The 15,779-nt window shown below is 44.4% G+C and carries 16 protein-coding genes; 1 reads left to right on the plus strand and 15 read right to left on the minus strand.

Annotation, left to right across the window (positions count from 1 at the left end):
• Nucleotides 1–10: 10 nt before the first annotated feature.
• The 3 genes from sdaAB to K1I43_RS00830 all read right to left on the minus strand — a co-directional run bounded on the left by sdaAB (nucleotide 11) and on the right by K1I43_RS00830 (nucleotide 2,796).
• On the minus strand, nucleotides 11–673 hold the full coding sequence (gene sdaAB / locus K1I43_RS00820; protein ID WP_009732851.1) for an L-serine ammonia-lyase, iron-sulfur-dependent subunit beta: 663 nt from the start codon (nucleotides 671–673) through the stop codon (nucleotides 11–13).
• Between the two features lie 84 nt (nucleotides 674–757).
• On the minus strand, nucleotides 758–2,416 hold the full coding sequence (locus K1I43_RS00825) for a DAK2 domain-containing protein (protein ID WP_019418385.1): 1,659 nt from the start codon (nucleotides 2,414–2,416) through the stop codon (nucleotides 758–760).
• A 17-nt stretch (nucleotides 2,417–2,433) separates the two neighbouring features.
• Nucleotides 2,434–2,796, minus strand: a complete 363-nt coding sequence (locus K1I43_RS00830; RefSeq protein ID WP_006323120.1) for an Asp23/Gls24 family envelope stress response protein — start codon at nucleotides 2,794–2,796, stop codon at nucleotides 2,434–2,436.
• Nucleotides 2,797–3,016: 220 nt separating this feature from the next.
• Here K1I43_RS00830 and rpmB point away from each other — a divergent pair, with 220 nt between their 5' ends.
• Nucleotides 3,017–3,202, plus strand: coding sequence for a 50S ribosomal protein L28 (gene rpmB, locus K1I43_RS00835; RefSeq protein ID WP_003394988.1), 186 nt, complete (start codon nucleotides 3,017–3,019; stop codon nucleotides 3,200–3,202).
• A gap of 29 nt (nucleotides 3,203–3,231) precedes the next feature.
• Here the strand turns inward: rpmB and spoVM are convergent, their stop codons facing one another.
• The 12 genes from spoVM to coaBC form a co-directional block, all read right to left on the minus strand.
• The gene (gene spoVM, locus K1I43_RS00840) at nucleotides 3,232–3,312 is read right to left on the minus strand and encodes a stage V sporulation protein SpoVM (RefSeq protein ID WP_003394991.1); all 81 of its coding nucleotides are present in this window, start codon (nucleotides 3,310–3,312) and stop codon (nucleotides 3,232–3,234) included.
• Between the two features lie 74 nt (nucleotides 3,313–3,386).
• Nucleotides 3,387–4,025, minus strand: coding sequence for a thiamine diphosphokinase (locus K1I43_RS00845; RefSeq protein WP_026011811.1), 639 nt, complete (start codon nucleotides 4,023–4,025; stop codon nucleotides 3,387–3,389).
• Nucleotides 4,026–4,057: 32 nt separating this feature from the next.
• Nucleotides 4,058–4,714 (minus strand): ribulose-phosphate 3-epimerase, encoded by a 657-nt coding sequence (gene rpe, locus K1I43_RS00850; protein WP_020424595.1) that lies wholly within the window; start codon nucleotides 4,712–4,714, stop codon nucleotides 4,058–4,060.
• A 2-nt stretch (nucleotides 4,715–4,716) separates the two neighbouring features.
• Nucleotides 4,717–5,598 carry a ribosome small subunit-dependent GTPase A gene (gene rsgA, locus K1I43_RS00855; protein WP_009732846.1) on the minus strand — a complete coding sequence of 294 codons (882 nt, stop codon included), beginning with the start codon at nucleotides 5,596–5,598 and terminating at the stop codon, nucleotides 4,717–4,719.
• A 13-nt stretch (nucleotides 5,599–5,611) separates the two neighbouring features.
• A complete protein-coding gene (pknB, locus tag K1I43_RS00860) occupies nucleotides 5,612–7,540 on the minus strand; it encodes a Stk1 family PASTA domain-containing Ser/Thr kinase (protein WP_019418380.1) in 1,929 nt (642 codons plus the stop codon).
• A gap of 6 nt (nucleotides 7,541–7,546) precedes the next feature.
• Nucleotides 7,547–8,296, minus strand: coding sequence for a Stp1/IreP family PP2C-type Ser/Thr phosphatase (locus K1I43_RS00865; RefSeq protein WP_019418379.1), 750 nt, complete (start codon nucleotides 8,294–8,296; stop codon nucleotides 7,547–7,549).
• A 41-nt stretch (nucleotides 8,297–8,337) separates the two neighbouring features.
• Nucleotides 8,338–9,387 carry a dual-specificity RNA methyltransferase RlmN gene (gene rlmN / locus K1I43_RS00870; RefSeq protein ID WP_009732843.1) on the minus strand — a complete coding sequence of 350 codons (1,050 nt, stop codon included), beginning with the start codon at nucleotides 9,385–9,387 and terminating at the stop codon, nucleotides 8,338–8,340.
• Nucleotides 9,384–10,730, minus strand: a complete 1,347-nt coding sequence (rsmB, locus tag K1I43_RS00875; protein WP_019418378.1) for a 16S rRNA (cytosine(967)-C(5))-methyltransferase RsmB — start codon at nucleotides 10,728–10,730, stop codon at nucleotides 9,384–9,386. The genes rlmN and rsmB overlap by 4 nt, the downstream gene beginning before the upstream one ends.
• Complete coding sequence (fmt, locus tag K1I43_RS00880) at nucleotides 10,723–11,667, minus strand: methionyl-tRNA formyltransferase (RefSeq protein WP_019418377.1); 945 nt, start codon at nucleotides 11,665–11,667, stop codon at nucleotides 10,723–10,725. The genes rsmB and fmt overlap by 8 nt, the downstream gene beginning before the upstream one ends.
• Nucleotides 11,664–12,137 carry a peptide deformylase gene (gene def / locus K1I43_RS00885; protein WP_019418376.1) on the minus strand — a complete coding sequence of 158 codons (474 nt, stop codon included), beginning with the start codon at nucleotides 12,135–12,137 and terminating at the stop codon, nucleotides 11,664–11,666. The genes fmt and def overlap by 4 nt, the downstream gene beginning before the upstream one ends.
• Before the next feature lie 17 nt (nucleotides 12,138–12,154).
• Entirely contained in the window at nucleotides 12,155–14,569 is a 2,415-nt protein-coding gene (gene priA, locus K1I43_RS00890; RefSeq protein WP_019418375.1) for a primosomal protein N', read from the minus strand.
• Complete coding sequence (coaBC, locus tag K1I43_RS00895; RefSeq protein ID WP_019418374.1) at nucleotides 14,566–15,768, minus strand: bifunctional phosphopantothenoylcysteine decarboxylase/phosphopantothenate--cysteine ligase CoaBC; 1,203 nt, start codon at nucleotides 15,766–15,768, stop codon at nucleotides 14,566–14,568. The genes priA and coaBC overlap by 4 nt, the downstream gene beginning before the upstream one ends.
• Between the last annotated feature and the right edge of the window lie 11 nt (nucleotides 15,769–15,779).

The following is a 15,779-nucleotide window of genomic DNA, read 5'->3' on the forward strand; positions in this document are numbered from 1 at the left end:
TTGCGCCGCTTTACTCCACAATTTTTGTCACGTCAATAATATGTGGCAACGTTTTTAATTGCTCCACAATCGCATCATCAATATTTTGATCTACTTCAATTGTCATCAGCGCTTGTTTTCCTTTTTCTTTTCGCGATACTTCCATATGGCCGATATTGATGGCGTATTTCGCTAATACGTTCGCAACGCCTGCAATCGCCCCGTAACGATCGTTATGCATAATTAAAAGTGCAGGGTGATGGCCAGAAAGCTTAAGCTCAAAGCCGTTTAGTTCAATAATTTCAATTTTTCCGCCGCCAATAGAAATGCCGACAAGCTCGAGCTCCCCTTTTTCATCCCCAAGGCGAATTTTTGCTGTATTCGGATGAGGGGGAATCGCTTCCTCTTCATGAAACGTAATGCGGATCCCTTCTTGTTTGGCGATGTGTAACGATGTTTTCATCCGCTCATCAAACGTATCAAAGTTTAATAACCCGCCGACGATAGCGACATCTGTTCCGTGTCCTTTATACGTCTCAGCGAATGAACCGTAAAAGAAAATGTCCGCCCATGCTGGTTTTCTCCCGAATAAATTGCGCGCGACTTTGCCAATGCGCACCGCCCCGGCTGTATGCGAACTCGACGGGCCAATCATAATCGGACCAATGATGTCAAATACACTCCGATATTTCACCTTTTATTCTCCCCTTTGTCATCTTCATGAAAAAGAAGGGGAACGTTCCCCTTCTTTATCGTATGTGAATTACAGCAACACGCTTTATTCAATCGCAAAAATAAACGGATATAACGGTTGTCCGCCGTGATGTGTTTCCACTTCAACGTCCGGGAATTGTTTTTCAATCCATTGAACGACATGTGCGATTTGTTCATCCGTCGCATCTTCGCCAGAAAGAATGGTGACGATTTCATCTTCTTCGCTAATGATATGGGAAAGTAACGTTTCAACGACATGCATGAGCTCTTTGTGAGAGACGACAATTTTCCCATCCGCAATGCCCATATAATCGTCTTTCGTAATTTCAACACCGTCAATATTTGTATCGCGGACAGCAAACGTCACTTGTCCTGTTTTTACACGATGAAGCGCCTCTGTCATCGCTTCTTCGTTTTCTTCTTTTGTCGCAGAAGGATTAAATGAAAGCAATGCAGTCATTCCTTGCGGCACAGTTTTTGACGGAATGACGACAACATCACATGAAGCGACCGAAGCGGCTTGTTGAGCTGCTAAAATAATATTTTTATTATTTGGCAAAACAAATACCGTTTCCGCATTCACTTCTTCAATCGCCTTGACGATGTCTTCTGTGCTCGGATTCATCGTTTGTCCACCTTCGATGACCGCATGAGCGCCGATGCTTTTAAACAATTCAGCAATGCCATCCCCCATCGCTACCGTAACGATACCGTACGGGAGACGTTCTTGCTTTTTCGGTTGCGGCACATTTTCGTGGACAATATTCGCATGTTGTTCGCGCATGTTTTCGATTTTAATGTTAATTAAACTTCCGTAACGTTGCGCATATGTGAGCACTTCTCCTGGCTGTTCTGCATGAATGTGCACTTTCACTAATTCATCGTCCGCAATCACAAGAAGCGAATCGCCGAAGCGGCTCAAATCTTGGCGAAACGTTTCTTCTTGAAACGGATGTTTGGCTACTTTTTCTTGCTCAAATTTCACCATAAATTCCGTACAATATCCAAATTCAATGTCATCTGCGCTCAAATGGCTTTGTACATTGCGGTGATGTTCGGTGCGGACGAGTTGTTCCATCGACAACGTTTCTGATTCCGCAATCGTTTCCCCTTTTAATGCCGCTAAAAAGCCTTCGTATACGAACACGAGACCTTGTCCACCGCTGTCAACGACGCCTACTTCTTTTAATACAGGAAGTAAGTCTGGCGTGCGCTTTAACGACGCTTTTGCCTCTTTTAACACTTCCGTCATGACGGTGACGATGTCCGTTTCTTTTTTCGCAACGGTAACAGCGCGTTTCGCCGCATCTTTCGCAACGGTTAAAATCGTTCCTTCAACCGGCTTCATTACCGCTTTATACGCCGTTTGCACGCCCGCTTCAAGCGCTGCAGCAAACTCTTTGCTATTGATTTCGCTTTTTTGTTCAACCGCTTTCGCAAATCCGCGGAATAGTTGCGATAAAATAACGCCTGAGTTTCCGCGAGCACCCATTAATAATCCTTTCGCTAATGCGCTCGCCACTTTTCCAATATGGTCCGATACGTGGTTTTTCACTTCTTTCGCCCCAGAAGTCATCGACAAGTTCATGTTTGTCCCTGTATCGCCATCTGGAACGGGAAAGACGTTTAATGCGTCTACTGTTTTTGCATTGTTCGCTAAATGTGTCGCGCCTTGCAATACCATTTGTGCAAAGCGTTTCCCATCTAATGTTGTCATGACCACAGACTTGTTCCTCCTCACTACGGATTCGTCACACGAACCCCTTGAACATAGATGTTGATTGACTGAACAGATAAACCTAACGTTTGATCTAACGTATACTTCACTTTCGTTTGTACGTTATGTGCAACTTCAGAAATTTTCGTACCGTAGCTAACGATAACGTATAAATCGATGTGCACTTCGTCGTTTTCTTGACGGACAACAATTCCTTTGGCGAAATTTTCACGGCGTAAAATTTCAGCAATGCCGTCTTTTAATTGATTTTTTGATGCCATGCCGACAATCCCATAGCAATCGACTGCCGCTCCCCCAGCAATCGCTGCAATGACATCGTTACTAATTTCAACACGACCGTATTTTGTTTGTAATTCAATGGACATCGCTCAAGTCCCCTTTCTGATTAGGTAGCTAACGCCATTGTACTATACTCAGCTTATTTTTAAAAGCTTCTACCCATAGTATATTTACCCGAAACAGAAAACAGATGTCAAGGTTATTTTCTTGAAAGAGTATGTCAGAAGTATTGCAATCCGTTTTTATGTATGATAAATTATAGTAGTGTTTTGAGCACGTAGTTTGGCAAGTGAGGAGGGAAACAAAATGGCAAAATGCTTTGTGACTGGTAAGAAAAAATCTTTCGGAAACGCTCGTTCTCATGCAATGAATGCGAGCCGCCGTACATGGAAAGCAAACCTTCAAAAAGTTCGCATTTTAGTTGACGGAAAGCCAAAGCGCGTTTGGGTTTCTGCTCGCGCATTAAAATCCGGAAAAGTAGAACGTGTGTAATAGAAAAAAGCACCAATCATTTGGTGCTTTTATCCTTTTTTAAACGAATTTAACATCGCCCGAACAATTCCACCTAAAAACTTCGGCAACTTAATCGTATAAAATTTCACGATCATTCCCTCCCCTACTGTGCACATTCTTCCACTAATATATTCATCTCCGCACAAATCGTACCTCGAAGCGTTTATTTTTCATCCTTGCTTCTTATCATCATTAATATGCCTTCAGTGAATGAAAAAGTACCAAAATGATGGATGAGTTCATTGCTTACGCATAATGTTGATCCGAGCGGCACATCGCATGCATCGAGCGGATATTTAAATCCGCGAAGCGTTAAGGCGCGAATCGGGGTCAAAGGAATAAATGAAATATACGTGTATTCGTCTCGCTTTTCAACGATATGCTCCCCGCTGCGATACAGCGTTACGACATTTTGGCGATCGATTAACTCAATTTGTCCATCTTTTCCTTTAAACAAAAGCTGAACGTTTCCGAATAAATGATCAAGTCGTCCGCCTGTCGCTCCAAACAAACGAATGTTTGTCGCTTGTTGTTCAAGCGCCCATTCAAGTGCAATGTCTGTATCGGTTTGATCTTTTTCCGCTGGCCATATATCGATGTGCGGTAATTTCATTTTTAATTGTTGTAGCTCTTGTTCGCTGATGGAATCAAAATCTCCGAACGCTCGTTTTGGTATGATGCCGGCATGAAGCAATGCGAGAACCCCCCGATCTACCCCTACCCAATATACATCATCTCCATCATATGCCTGTAAATGAGGTAAAAAATGAATCGGACCACCTGCAACAATATGAATAATCAACCGATATCCCCCCTTTATAAAAGAAGGATGTGTCAAGATGACACACCCTCACGAATGGCGCGAATCGCTTGAGCGCGATCAGCTTGATTATAAATGGCTGATCCTGCAACGAGAACGTTCGCACCGGCTTGCACACAACGCTTTGCCGTTTCAGCGTGAATGCCACCGTCTACTTCAATTTCCACAGAAAGCCCTCGTTCGCGAACGAGTGTCGAAAACGCACGAATTTTTGGCAGCACAGCTGGAATAAACGATTGTCCGCCAAAGCCCGGATTGACCGTCATAAATAAAACTAAGTCAATATCTTCTATGATGTGTTCAATCATCGCTATCGGCGTATGCGGGTTTAGCGCTGCTCCTGCTTTCACACCGTGTTCTTTAATTAAATGAATCGTGCGATGTAAATGTGGGCAAGCTTCGACATGCACCGTTAAATAATCTGCTCCTGCTTTCGCAAACGTCGGAATATAGCGATCAGGTTGTTCAATCATTAAATGAACGTCAAGCGGGAGTGTCGTCACCGGACGAATGGCTTCTACGATCAGTGGTCCGATAGTAATGTTCGGAACGAAATGACCATCCATCACATCGACATGAATGTAATCCGCTCCTCCCCGTTCTACGTCTACAATTTCTTCCCCAAGTTTAGCGAAGTTCGCAGATAAAATCGATGGCGCAATTTTAATCATGTTCAATACCTCGGCTTTCGTTCTTTGATTTCCTCGATAAAGCTTACGTAATGTTCGTAACGGTAAGAAGGAATGTCTCCGGATGCTAACGCCTCTTTCACCGCGCATTTCGGCTCCGCTGTATGCGTACAACCGCGGAATTTACAATCGCCGCTTCTAGCAACAAACTCAGGAAAACAAAGCGGCAATTGCTCTAGTTCGATTCCGTTAAATTCTAATGCGCTAAATCCCGGCGTATCCGCAACGAAACCGCCTCCGATTTCAATTAATTCGACATGTCTTGTCGTATGTTTTCCTCGTCCGAGATGGTGAGAAATGTCGCCCGTTTTTAACTGCAAGTCGGGACGTAACGCATTTAATAAAGACGATTTTCCGACACCTGACTGTCCTGCAAATACGGATACGTTTCCTTCGAAGTAAGGGAGTAATGATTCAACCCCTGCACGCGTTTTCGTCGACACTTCTAACACATCATATCCGATTTGACGATAATCGCGAATATATTGTTCGATGCGTGGCTTTGTTTCATCGTCTACTAAATCCATTTTACTTACAACAATAATTGGGCGAATGTGCTTTGCTTCAATTAAGACGAGAAAGCGGTCGAGCAATGCCGGGCTAAAATCTGGCTCTACCGCTGAAAACACTAAAATCGCTTGGTCGATATTTGCAATCGGCGGGCGAACAAGTTCATTTTTCCGCTCAAATACGTCTAATATGTACCCTTCTCGTTCATTTTCCGCCTGAAAGGAAACGTAGTCGCCGACAAGCGGCGTCACGTTCCGCTTGCGAAACACCCCACGACCACGACATTGATACACTCGCCCTTCACTTAACACGTAATAAAAGCCGCTTAACGCTTTAATAATTTTTCCTTCCGCCATGACTTCCCTCCTTTTAAGGTGTAGTTGGATATGAAACGATGCCCTCATACACCATCTTGCCGTTCACGACGACGCGATAACGCCCTTGTTTTCCTTGTTGAATAACAAATTCTACACGCTCTTTCACATCATTTGTTAGACGATAACGTTTGTACGGTTGCTCAAATGAATGGTTTTCATCTTCTATATATAATTCTGCCATGACAGGTTCGTTTACATCAACAGGCGGTTCATACGGAATGTCAATCTGTTGGATCACTTTTTTTGTCAATACCGGTTCTTTTCCGAGAGAAATGACGACCGTAACGGTTGCCCCTTTTTCTAATCTCGCGTTCGCTTGTGGTGTTTGAGAAATGACGAGCCCTTTTTCGACCGTATCCGAATATTGCTGTTTCACGATGACGTACAGCTGTTGGTCTGCAGCATAATCGCGCACACTTTTTTCCGTGTATCCTGTTAAATCTTTTAAAATAATTTTTTCTGGTCCAAGGCTGACCGTCAAACGCACTTCTGTTTCTTCTGGCACAACTTTTTCGCCTGGAAGCGGGAATTGTTCAATAATCGTACCTGCCGGTTCGTCGCTATATACTTCTTTTTTGTCGATGAGCAAATAGTTTTCCGATCGCAATTGTCGCTCAACGTCATCAATTGGCTCACCAACATAATTTTGAAACGCTACTTTTTTCTTTCCTATACTTCTGTAAATCGTCACTGCTGTACCGGCTTTGACGACTTTTCCAGCTTGCGGATTCGTACGAATGACAAATCCTTCGGCGATGTCATCGTGTTCTTCTTCGACCGTCTTTTCGATTTTTAAGCCTAACGACGTTAATTCCGTCACGGCATCATCGTAATTTTTGTTCGTCACATCAGGCACCGTCACATCTTTTGGGAAAAATAAATCAGGAATCCACGTCACCGCACTCACTCCAGCGCCGACGAGCAAGAAAAGAAATGCCGCCCATAAAATGAGCCATTTTTTTGATCGCTTTTCTTTTGGAGGAGGCACGTCCTCTTTCTTTTCTGACGGTGGAGAAGCGGTCGGCTTCACAATAGGAATGATTTTCGTTTCTTCGTCGTCATCTTCGGTTGGCAACGTAAATTTTTGTTCGTTGATGCGTTCAGGCGACAGAGCAGTGCGAATATGTTTTTGCATATCTAATGCGCTATTGTAACGATGCAGCGGATTTTTTGCTGTCGCTTTTAACACAATATTTTCTACGCTTTGTGGAATGTTTGGGTTCCATCGTCGTACAGACGGCGTTTCCGTTTGCAAATGTTTTAACACAATTGCTACGGCAGATTCACCGGAAAACGGCAATTGTCCCGTTAATAATTCAAACATGACGATGCCGAGCGAATAAATATCCGATTTTTCTGTCGCCATTCCACCTTTTGCTTGTTCAGGCGATAAATAATGAACCGATCCTAAAACTGAATTCGTTTGCGTAATCGTTGTCGAGCTTAACGCGACAGCTATACCGAAATCGGTAATTTTAATCGTTCCGTCTTCTGCGACTAAAATGTTTTGTGGCTTAATGTCGCGATGAATGACTCCATTTTGATGAGCATGAGCAATCGCTCCTGTTAATTCATCCATCATGCGCAACGCTTCTTGAACAGGAAGCGGAGCACGTTGTTGAATGTATTGTTTTAACGTGCAGCCACGCACATATTCCATGACCATGTAGTAAATGCCGTCGTCTTCTCCAACATCGTAAATCGTAACAATATTTTCATGGTTTAAACTTGTCGCGGCTTGTGCTTCACGTCGAAACCGTTTAATAAATAATTCATCGTTTACAAAATCTAAACGCAACACTTTTACGGCAACGTCTCGGTCTAAAATCATATCTCTCGCCAAATAAACGTTCGCCATTCCGCCGCCGCCAATGAGTTGTAATATTTTATAACGACCGTTTAATCGTTTGCCGATGAGCACGAGCGATCACCTACTTTCACTCACATCTAAAAATTGTACGATCGCTAACGTAATGTTATCTTCTCCACCACGCTCATTTGCAACATCAATTAACGCTTGCGCTTTTTCTTCAAGCGAGCGATCCGACGTTAATACGTCTACCATCGTCTGTTCAGACACTTTATTCGAAAGGCCGTCAGAGCAAAGCAATAACATATCTCCTTCATCGACAGCGACCGTTTTCACATCGAGTTCAATGACTTGCTCTGTTCCGAGCGCGCGCAATAGCACATGTTTACGTGGATGATATTCCGCATCTTCTTTTGATAGTTGCCCGCTTTTCACTAATTCGTTGACAAGAGAATGGTCTTCTGTCATTTGTTGAAATCCGTTTGCGTTTAGTAAATAACAACGACTATCACCGATGTGCCCGATCGTAGCAAACTGTTTTGTACAAATGGCGGCAACGATCGTCGTGCCCATTCCTTGACAATGATCGTTCGTTTGAGAGTGTTGAAAAAGCGATTCGTTCACTTTCATAATATGTTCTTTTAACCACGTCTCCGCTTGTTGTGGGGACGTCATTTCTTCCGTCTCTTCCCAAAACTGTTTTAGCTGGGTCATCGTCATTTCGCTTGCCACATCACCAGCAAGATGACCGCCCATTCCATCAGCGACAACGGCTAAATAGTCGCCTGTTTGATTCATAAAAACGCCACCGTTATCTTCGTTATGTGACCGGATTTTCCCGACATCCGTTTGAAATACCGCCTTCATATACGTATCACTTCCTTACTTCGATCTGTGTGTCCACATCGTTACGCTTTCGTTTCTTCTTTCCGCTCCTTCGCACGTAGCTGACCGCATGCCGCATCAATATCGTGCCCTTGTTCGCGGCGAATCGTTACGTTAATGCCATGTTTTTTCAACGTTTTCTCAAACGCAAAAATTTGCTCGCGCGGCGTGCGCACGTAGTTGCGTTCAGGCACGTAGTTCACCGGGATTAAGTTGACATGACATTTTAATCCTTTAATAAGCGCAGCAAGCTCTTCGGCATGTTCAATTTGATCGTTCACACCGCCAAATAAACCGTATTCAAAAGTCACGCGCCGCCCTGTTTTTTCAATGTAATAGCGCACAGCTTCCATCAACTCTGGCAATTTATAAGCGCGGTTAATCGGCATCAACTTCGAGCGCAATTCTGTATTTGGCGCATGAAGCGAAATGGCGAAGTTAATTTGCATATTTTCATCGGCAAATTGATAAATTTTCGGAATGATGCCGCTTGTTGATACAGTAATGTGACGCGCGCCAATATGCAACCCTTTCGGATGGTTTACGATTTTTAAAAACTTGATGAGCTCATCATAGTTATCAAACGGTTCCCCAATTCCCATAACGACGATGCTGCTCACTCGTTCGTTCGTTTCATCGAGCGCTTTTTGTACTTTGACGACTTGCGCAACAATTTCACCTGCTTGTAAATTGCGCTTTAAGCCACCTAATGTCGAAGCACAAAACGTACAGCCGATTCGGCAGCCGACTTGTGTCGTCACACAAATCGAATTACCGTAGTCATGACGCATAAGCACCGTTTCAATCGAATAGCCGTCATGAAGTTCAAATAAAAACTTCATCGTTCCGTCTTTTGACGTTTGTTGTACGAGCGTTTTTAATGTCGTGATGACAAACTGTTCATGTAGCCGCTCGCGCAACGCTTTTGGAATATTCGTCATCTCTTCAAATGACGTCACTCGTTTTTTATATAACCATTCAAAAATTTGTGTGGCGCGAAACGGCTTTTCCCCTTGCTGTTCCACCCAACTTTGCAAGTCTTCTAAACGCAGCGAGTAAATGGATGGTTTCATATCATTTCACCTTTCTTTTTCAATGTTGCGATAAAAAATCCGTCGCTATATACGTGATGTGGAAGCAATTGCAACATGCCGTGACGTACATATGGCGCCACCGATGATGGCAAGCGCGAAGCAAGCGTTTCATCGAGCTCATATTGTGGATGTTCGTCTAAAAATGCAGCGATGACTTGTTCGTTTTCTTCCCGATCGACCGTACATGTGCTATATACGAGCGTTCCACCGCGTTTTAAAAGCGGAGCGACCGACCGCAAAATATTTCGTTGAATAGCAGCAAGTTGCGCCATATCGTTTTCGTTTTTCGCATATTTAATTTCCGGCTTTCGCCGAATGACGCCAAGCCCTGAACACGGGGCATCGACTAATATGCGATCAAACGTTTCAGGAGCAAATTGCGTATGCGCTTGACGGCTATCGAGTTGTTTCGCTTCAATATTCGACAAGCCTAGACGCTTTGCCTGCTGCTCAATCAGTTTTACTTTATGATCATGAATATCTAGCGCAACGACGCGGCCTTTATTGTTCATTCGTTCAGCCATATGCGTCGTCTTTCCGCCCGGTGCCGCGCAACAATCTAACACGACGTCTGTTTCGGTTGGAGAAAGGGCGTAAGCAACAAGCATCGAGCTTTCGTCTTGAATCGTCACAAGCCCTTCTTGAAACACGCTCGTTTTCGCTGCATTGCCCTTGACCATTTTTATTCCAATCGGCACGACAGAAGAAGGAACGGCTTCAATCCCTTCTTCTTTTAAGCGGGCGATCGCTTCGTCAACCGTTACACGCATCGCGTTTACCCTTGCTGTTTGTTCTGGTGGCAAGTTGTTCGCTTCGCACATTCGTTTCGTCTCATCCCATCCGAATTGTTCGACCCATCGACGCACGAGCCAAAGCGGATGACTTGTCGCAACGGCTAGACGTTCGAAGTCGTCTTTTATTTCATCAAATGAGCGCAATCCTTCGCGCTGAATGGAGCGCAATACACCGTTTACGAGCGAGGCGATGCCGCGATGCCCACGACGCTTTGCTATTTCTACCGCTTCAAATAATACTGCGCGATCAGGAATCCGGTCTAAAAATACCATTTGATAAAGCGACAGACGAAGCAATAGGCGCACCCATAGCTCAATTTTTCCTTTTATAAACGGCTGTAAATAGTAGTCAAGCGTATCGCGTCGTTGGATCGTGCCGTATACTAATTCTGTTAAAAGCGCAACATCTTGGGCGGATAATTCGTTTGTTTCGATCACATGATGTAATGATAAATTGCTATATGCTCGTTTTTTTTCAATATCGATTAACACATCTAACGCTAAGTTTCGGACGTTTTTTTTACTCATTCGTTCCTCCTAATACTGTCCCGATTTCAATCGTTGCACCGCGTAAAAAGTCAATAGCGCTCATTTTCCGTTTTCCTGCTGGTTGCAATTCAGTGATTTTAATCGCTGTTTCGTTGCCGGTTGCAACAACAATGCCATCGCGTTCAACAGCAACAATGGTGCCTGGCTTCGCTTGGGAAGATGCTTGTACTTTTTCTCCCCACCAAATTTTCCAACGTTCATCGCCATGCATCGTATAAGCGACAGGCCACGGATTCATACCGCGAATATGGTTATAAATGTCTTCGCCCGCTTTTGTCCAATCGATTCGTTCTTGTTCTGGTTTAATGTTGTATGCAAACGTCGCTTGTTCATCATCTTGCTTTATCGGTGTAATGTCGCCACGAAGCAGTTTCGGAAGCGTTTCAGAAAGTAGTTTCGCCCCTGCTTCGCTAAGTTTGTCGTGCAACGTCCCGACTGTATCGCGTTCATCAATCGGCACTTCCACTTGTGTTAATATGTCGCCTGCATCGAGTTTTTCAACCATGTACATGATTGTAATTCCTGTTTTTTCTTTTCCTTGCAAAATGGCGTAATGAATAGGGGCCCCTCCGCGCAATTCTGGCAAAAGCGAGGCGTGCACGTTAATGCACCCATACTTTGGCGCTTCAAGGAGCGGTTTCGGTAAAATTTGTCCAAATGCAGCAGTGATGATCATATCCGGCTGTAAGGCGAGCACTTGTTCATATTGATCTTTTTCACGAATTTTTGTCGGCTGCAATACCGGAATGTTGTACGACTGTGCAGTCACTTTGACTGGTGGTGGGGTTAATTGTTGTTTTCGTCCTTTCGGCTTGTCCGGTTGTGTTACGACACCAACAACGTTGTATCCGTCTTTGATCAACTGTTCTAAAATCGGAACAGCAAAATCAGGCGTTCCCATAAATACAATGTTCATTGTTCGAACTCCCCTTCTTCATAATAACGAATGACTTTTGACGTAAATAATATGCCATGTAAATGATCGATTTCATGTTGTAACGCGCGAGCTAAAAAACCTGTCGCTTCGATTTCAAACGGACGACCGCGCCGATTTTGCGCGCGTACTTTCACATATTGAGAACGTTTTACTTCTCCAAATAATCCCGGAAAACTTAAACATCCTTCTGGTCCGATTTGTTCTCCGCTTTGGGCAACGATGACGGGATTCACTAACTCGATGCGCCCATGGCGGTCGCCAATGTCAACAATCGCAATTTGTTGATCGATGCCGACTTGCGGGGCAGCTAATCCGACCCCATCGGCCGCAATCATCGTATCGTACATGTCGTTTAATATTTTCGTCAACTTGCGGTCAAAAACAGTGACCGGCTGGCAAACGGTTTCTAAAATCGGGGCAGGATATGTTACAATCGGTAAAATAGCCAAAATGGTTCCTCCCTTATTTACATCATCATATATGGATTTAAATCAATCGTAATCGTCACATCGCCGCGCGCCATCTCGCGCTGATAATGTTCCATAACCGTGCGGAGCGCTGTCGTTAAGTTCGCTTCCCGCTTGTATTTTATCATGCATTGGTAACGATATCTATCGTTCATGCGCGCAATCGGAGAAGCAACGGGTCCGAGTACAACCGCTTCAGCTGACAAATGTTTTTTCACATGTGTAGCAATTTTTTCAGCGATGCTTATTCCTTTTAGCGCATCAATATGCGACACCGTAATGAGCGTTAAATAATAAAACGGTGGATATCCGTGTTTTTTTCGATTGATCATTTCCCGTTCATAAAACGCCTCATAATGATGTTTGCTTGCGAATTGAATGCTGTAATGTTCAGGTGTATACGTTTGAATAACGACTTCTCCCGGCAAATGATGCCGCCCTGCTCGGCCGCTTACTTGCGTCAACAGCTGAAACGTTTTTTCTGCCGCGCGAAAATCAGGGACGTGAAGCATCGTGTCTGCTGCTAATACGCCAACTAATGTGACATTTGGAAAATCGAGCCCTTTGGCAATCATTTGCGTGCCGAGTAAAATGTCAGCCTTTCCTTCTCCAAATTGATGAAGCAGTCGCTCGTGTGCTCCTTTTCGGCTCGTTGTATCGACGTCCATCCGAATGACGCGCGCTTCTGGAAGCAGCTTTGTTAATTCTTCTTCTACTTTTTGCGTTCCCGTTCCGAAAAAGCGAATATGTTCGCTTTGACAAGCAGGACAATGCGACGACATTCGCTGTTCGTATCCACAATAATGACATTTCAATTGTTGTTGAACGCGATGATACGTCAGTGAAATATCGCAATGCGGACATTGAATGACGTGACCGCAATCCCGACACATGACGAAAGAAGAATAACCGCGACGATTTAAAAATAAAACGGATTGTTCTCCTTTTTGTAAACGTTCCGTTAATTTTTCAAATAAAAGGCGGGAAAACATCGAACGGTTTCCTGCGCGCAGTTCTTCACGCATATCCACAATGGCCACAGGCGGCATCGCATGATCGTTCATTCGCTTCGTTAACGTGACTTGTTTATATACCCCTTTTTGAGCGCGCGCAAACGATTCGAGCGATGGCGTAGCGCTGCCAAGCACAACCGGACAACGATAGTAACGACCGCGAAAAATGGCCACATCGCGCGCATGGTAGCGCGGTGATTCTTCTTGTTTGTAGCTCGTTTCATGTTCTTCATCAATAATGATGATGCCGATGTTTTCAAACGGGGCAAAAATGGCAGAACGAGCTCCAACGACAAGCTGCACTTCTTTTCGTTGAATTTTTCGCCACTCGTCATACTTTTCTCCAAGCGATAACCCGCTATGAAGAACAGCGACTTGCGAACCGAATCGTTCTTTAAACCGCTTCACCATTTGAGGTGTAAGCGAAATTTCTGGTACGAGCACAATCGCTTCTTTCCCCTTTTTTAAGACGAGATCAATCGCTTGCATATACACTTCTGTTTTGCCGCTTCCTGTGACGCCGTACATTAAAAAAACGTCATGCGCATCTTCGTCAATCGCTTTTCCGATCGCCTGTAACGCTTGGCGTTGTTCGTCTGTTAAAGGGAGCGGTTTTGTTTTTGTAAACGAGCGGTTGGCATACGGATCACGATATATTTCTTTTTCTGTCACAGCGACGAGCTGTTTTTTCATGAGCACTTGAACAGTAGCAAACGTGCTATTTGTTTCACTTAACAATTGTTTCAAAGGAAGAGAGCGGGCTGTAAGCAAACGCTCAAGCACTTGTTTTTGTTTTATGGCACGCTGCGGAAGCGATGCAAGCGCATGTATGATCTCATCGTCGCTTGCGCGCAGTTCGACCCACTTTTCTGTTTTTATTTTTCCTTTTTCTTCAACTCGGTAAACGACTTCAATATGGCCGTTTGCGATTTCTTTTTGCAACAGCGGCACGTATGGCGTTTGTGCCACTTCACTCCACGGAATGACGAGACGGTCGCGAAACAACGCACGTACTTTTTCGTGTATGAACGGCATATGTTGCTCAATGAGTCGAATGTCTTTTTCATATTTCGCTTTCATTGCGGCAGGCAACATCGCTTGAAACGCCGATACCATGAAACAAAGCGTCGTTTCAGTTAGCCACTTTCCAAGTTGCAACAATTCTTCATTAAATACAGGAACAACGTCAAAAAGAGAATGAATGGGCTTTAATTGTTCGCGCGGCATGTCCGTCGTTTCTTTCAGCTCAATGACAAATCCTTGTAAAAAACGTGTGCCGAATGGTACGACAACGCGCATGCCTGGTTGTACAACGCCGACAAGTTCAGCTGGGATCACGTAATCAAACGGGCGATCCGTTTGACTCGTAGGAATATCGACGATGACAGAAGCGACTGTCATAGGCGTCCCTCAATTTCATGATAAATTTCATATAAAATTTGTTTGGCCACTTCCGATTTTGGCAAGAGTGGAAGTTGCTTTGCCGTTCCGTCTCGTTTAAATATCGTCACGATATTTGTATCCGTACCGAACCCAGCTCCTTCTTGGACAACGTTATTTGCGACAATCATATCGGCATTTTTGCGCGCAAGCTTTTCTTTCGCATATCGTTCCACATCGTTCGTTTCTGCCGCAAAGCCAACTAAAAATTGGTGCGTTTTTTGTTCGCCGAGCGTTTGTAAAATGTCGATCGTTCGCTCAAGAACGACAGTGTAGTCTCCTTGTTGTTTTTTTATTTTATTGTCGGCGACATATTTAGGGCGGTAGTCTGCTACTGCCGCTGTTTTAATGACGATATCGCTATGTTGAAAATGCTTCATCACCGCTTCATACATGTCTTGTGCACTTTCTACCCGAATCGTCTGTACCCCTTCCGGACGAGCGAGCGACGTCGGGCCGGAAATAAGGATGACGTCCGCTCCTAAATCGCGCGCTGCCTCTGCGAGAGCATAGCCCATTTTTCCTGTCGAGTGATTGCTGAAAAAGCGGACAGGGTCAAGTTTTTCGCGCGTCGGACCGGCTGTCACTAACACTTTTTTTCCTTTTAACAGTTCGTTTGATGCAACATGTTGTTCAAGCAATGCGACGATCGTTTCTGGCTCTTCTAATCGCCCTTTTCCAACGTAACCGCACGCAAGCAGCCCTTCCGCTGGTTCAATGAAGCGATAGCCATACGACTGCAACGTGCGCATATTTTGTTGTACCGCTGGATGTTCGTACATATGGACGTTCATCGCAGGCGCAAGCCAAACCGGTGCTTTCGTCGCAAGTAAAATCGTTGTCACCATGTTATCAGCTAAACCATGCGCCAGTTTTGCGATCGTGTTTGCGGTCGCAGGGGCAACGAGTACGAGATGTGCCCAATCAGCTAAATCAATGTGTGCAATGACGTTCGGCTTTTTTTCGTCGAATGTATCAATGTATACTTCGTTTTTTGATAACGCTTGAAACGTAAGCGGTGTAACAAATTGACAAGCAGCTTCCGTCATAACGACTTTGACATTCGCCCCCGCTTGCACAAGTTTGCTTGTAAGCGCCGCTGCTTTATATACAGCAATGCCACCTGTAACACATAATAAAATGTTTTTTTGCTGAAGCATCGACGTTGCCC

It is taken from the genome of Anoxybacillus sp. ST70 (assembly GCF_019553625.1).
In the GTDB taxonomy this organism is placed as follows: Bacteria; Bacillota; Bacilli; order Bacillales; family Anoxybacillaceae; genus Anoxybacillus; species Anoxybacillus gonensis.

Coding starts and splice junctions, on each gene's coding strand:
- coaBC (WP_019418374.1), bottom strand. CDS start 15,768: ATGCTTCAGCAAAAAAACATTTTATTATGTGTTACAGGTGGCATTGCT.
- K1I43_RS00865 (WP_019418379.1), bottom strand. CDS start 8,296: ATGAAGGCGGTATTTCAAACGGATGTCGGGAAAATCCGGTCACATAAC.
- rlmN (WP_009732843.1), bottom strand. CDS start 9,387: ATGAAACCATCCATTTACTCGCTGCGTTTAGAAGACTTGCAAAGTTGG.
- priA (WP_019418375.1), bottom strand. CDS start 14,569: ATGACAGTCGCTTCTGTCATCGTCGATATTCCTACGAGTCAAACGGAT.
- fmt (WP_019418377.1), bottom strand. CDS start 11,667: ATGAACATTGTATTTATGGGAACGCCTGATTTTGCTGTTCCGATTTTA.
- rsmB (WP_019418378.1), bottom strand. CDS start 10,730: ATGAGTAAAAAAAACGTCCGAAACTTAGCGTTAGATGTGTTAATCGAT.
- rpe (WP_020424595.1), bottom strand. CDS start 4,714: ATGATTAAAATTGCGCCATCGATTTTATCTGCGAACTTCGCTAAACTT.
- rpmB (WP_003394988.1), top strand. CDS start 3,017: ATGGCAAAATGCTTTGTGACTGGTAAGAAAAAATCTTTCGGAAACGCT.
- K1I43_RS00830 (WP_006323120.1), bottom strand. CDS start 2,796: ATGTCCATTGAATTACAAACAAAATACGGTCGTGTTGAAATTAGTAAC.
- rsgA (WP_009732846.1), bottom strand. CDS start 5,598: ATGGCGGAAGGAAAAATTATTAAAGCGTTAAGCGGCTTTTATTACGTG.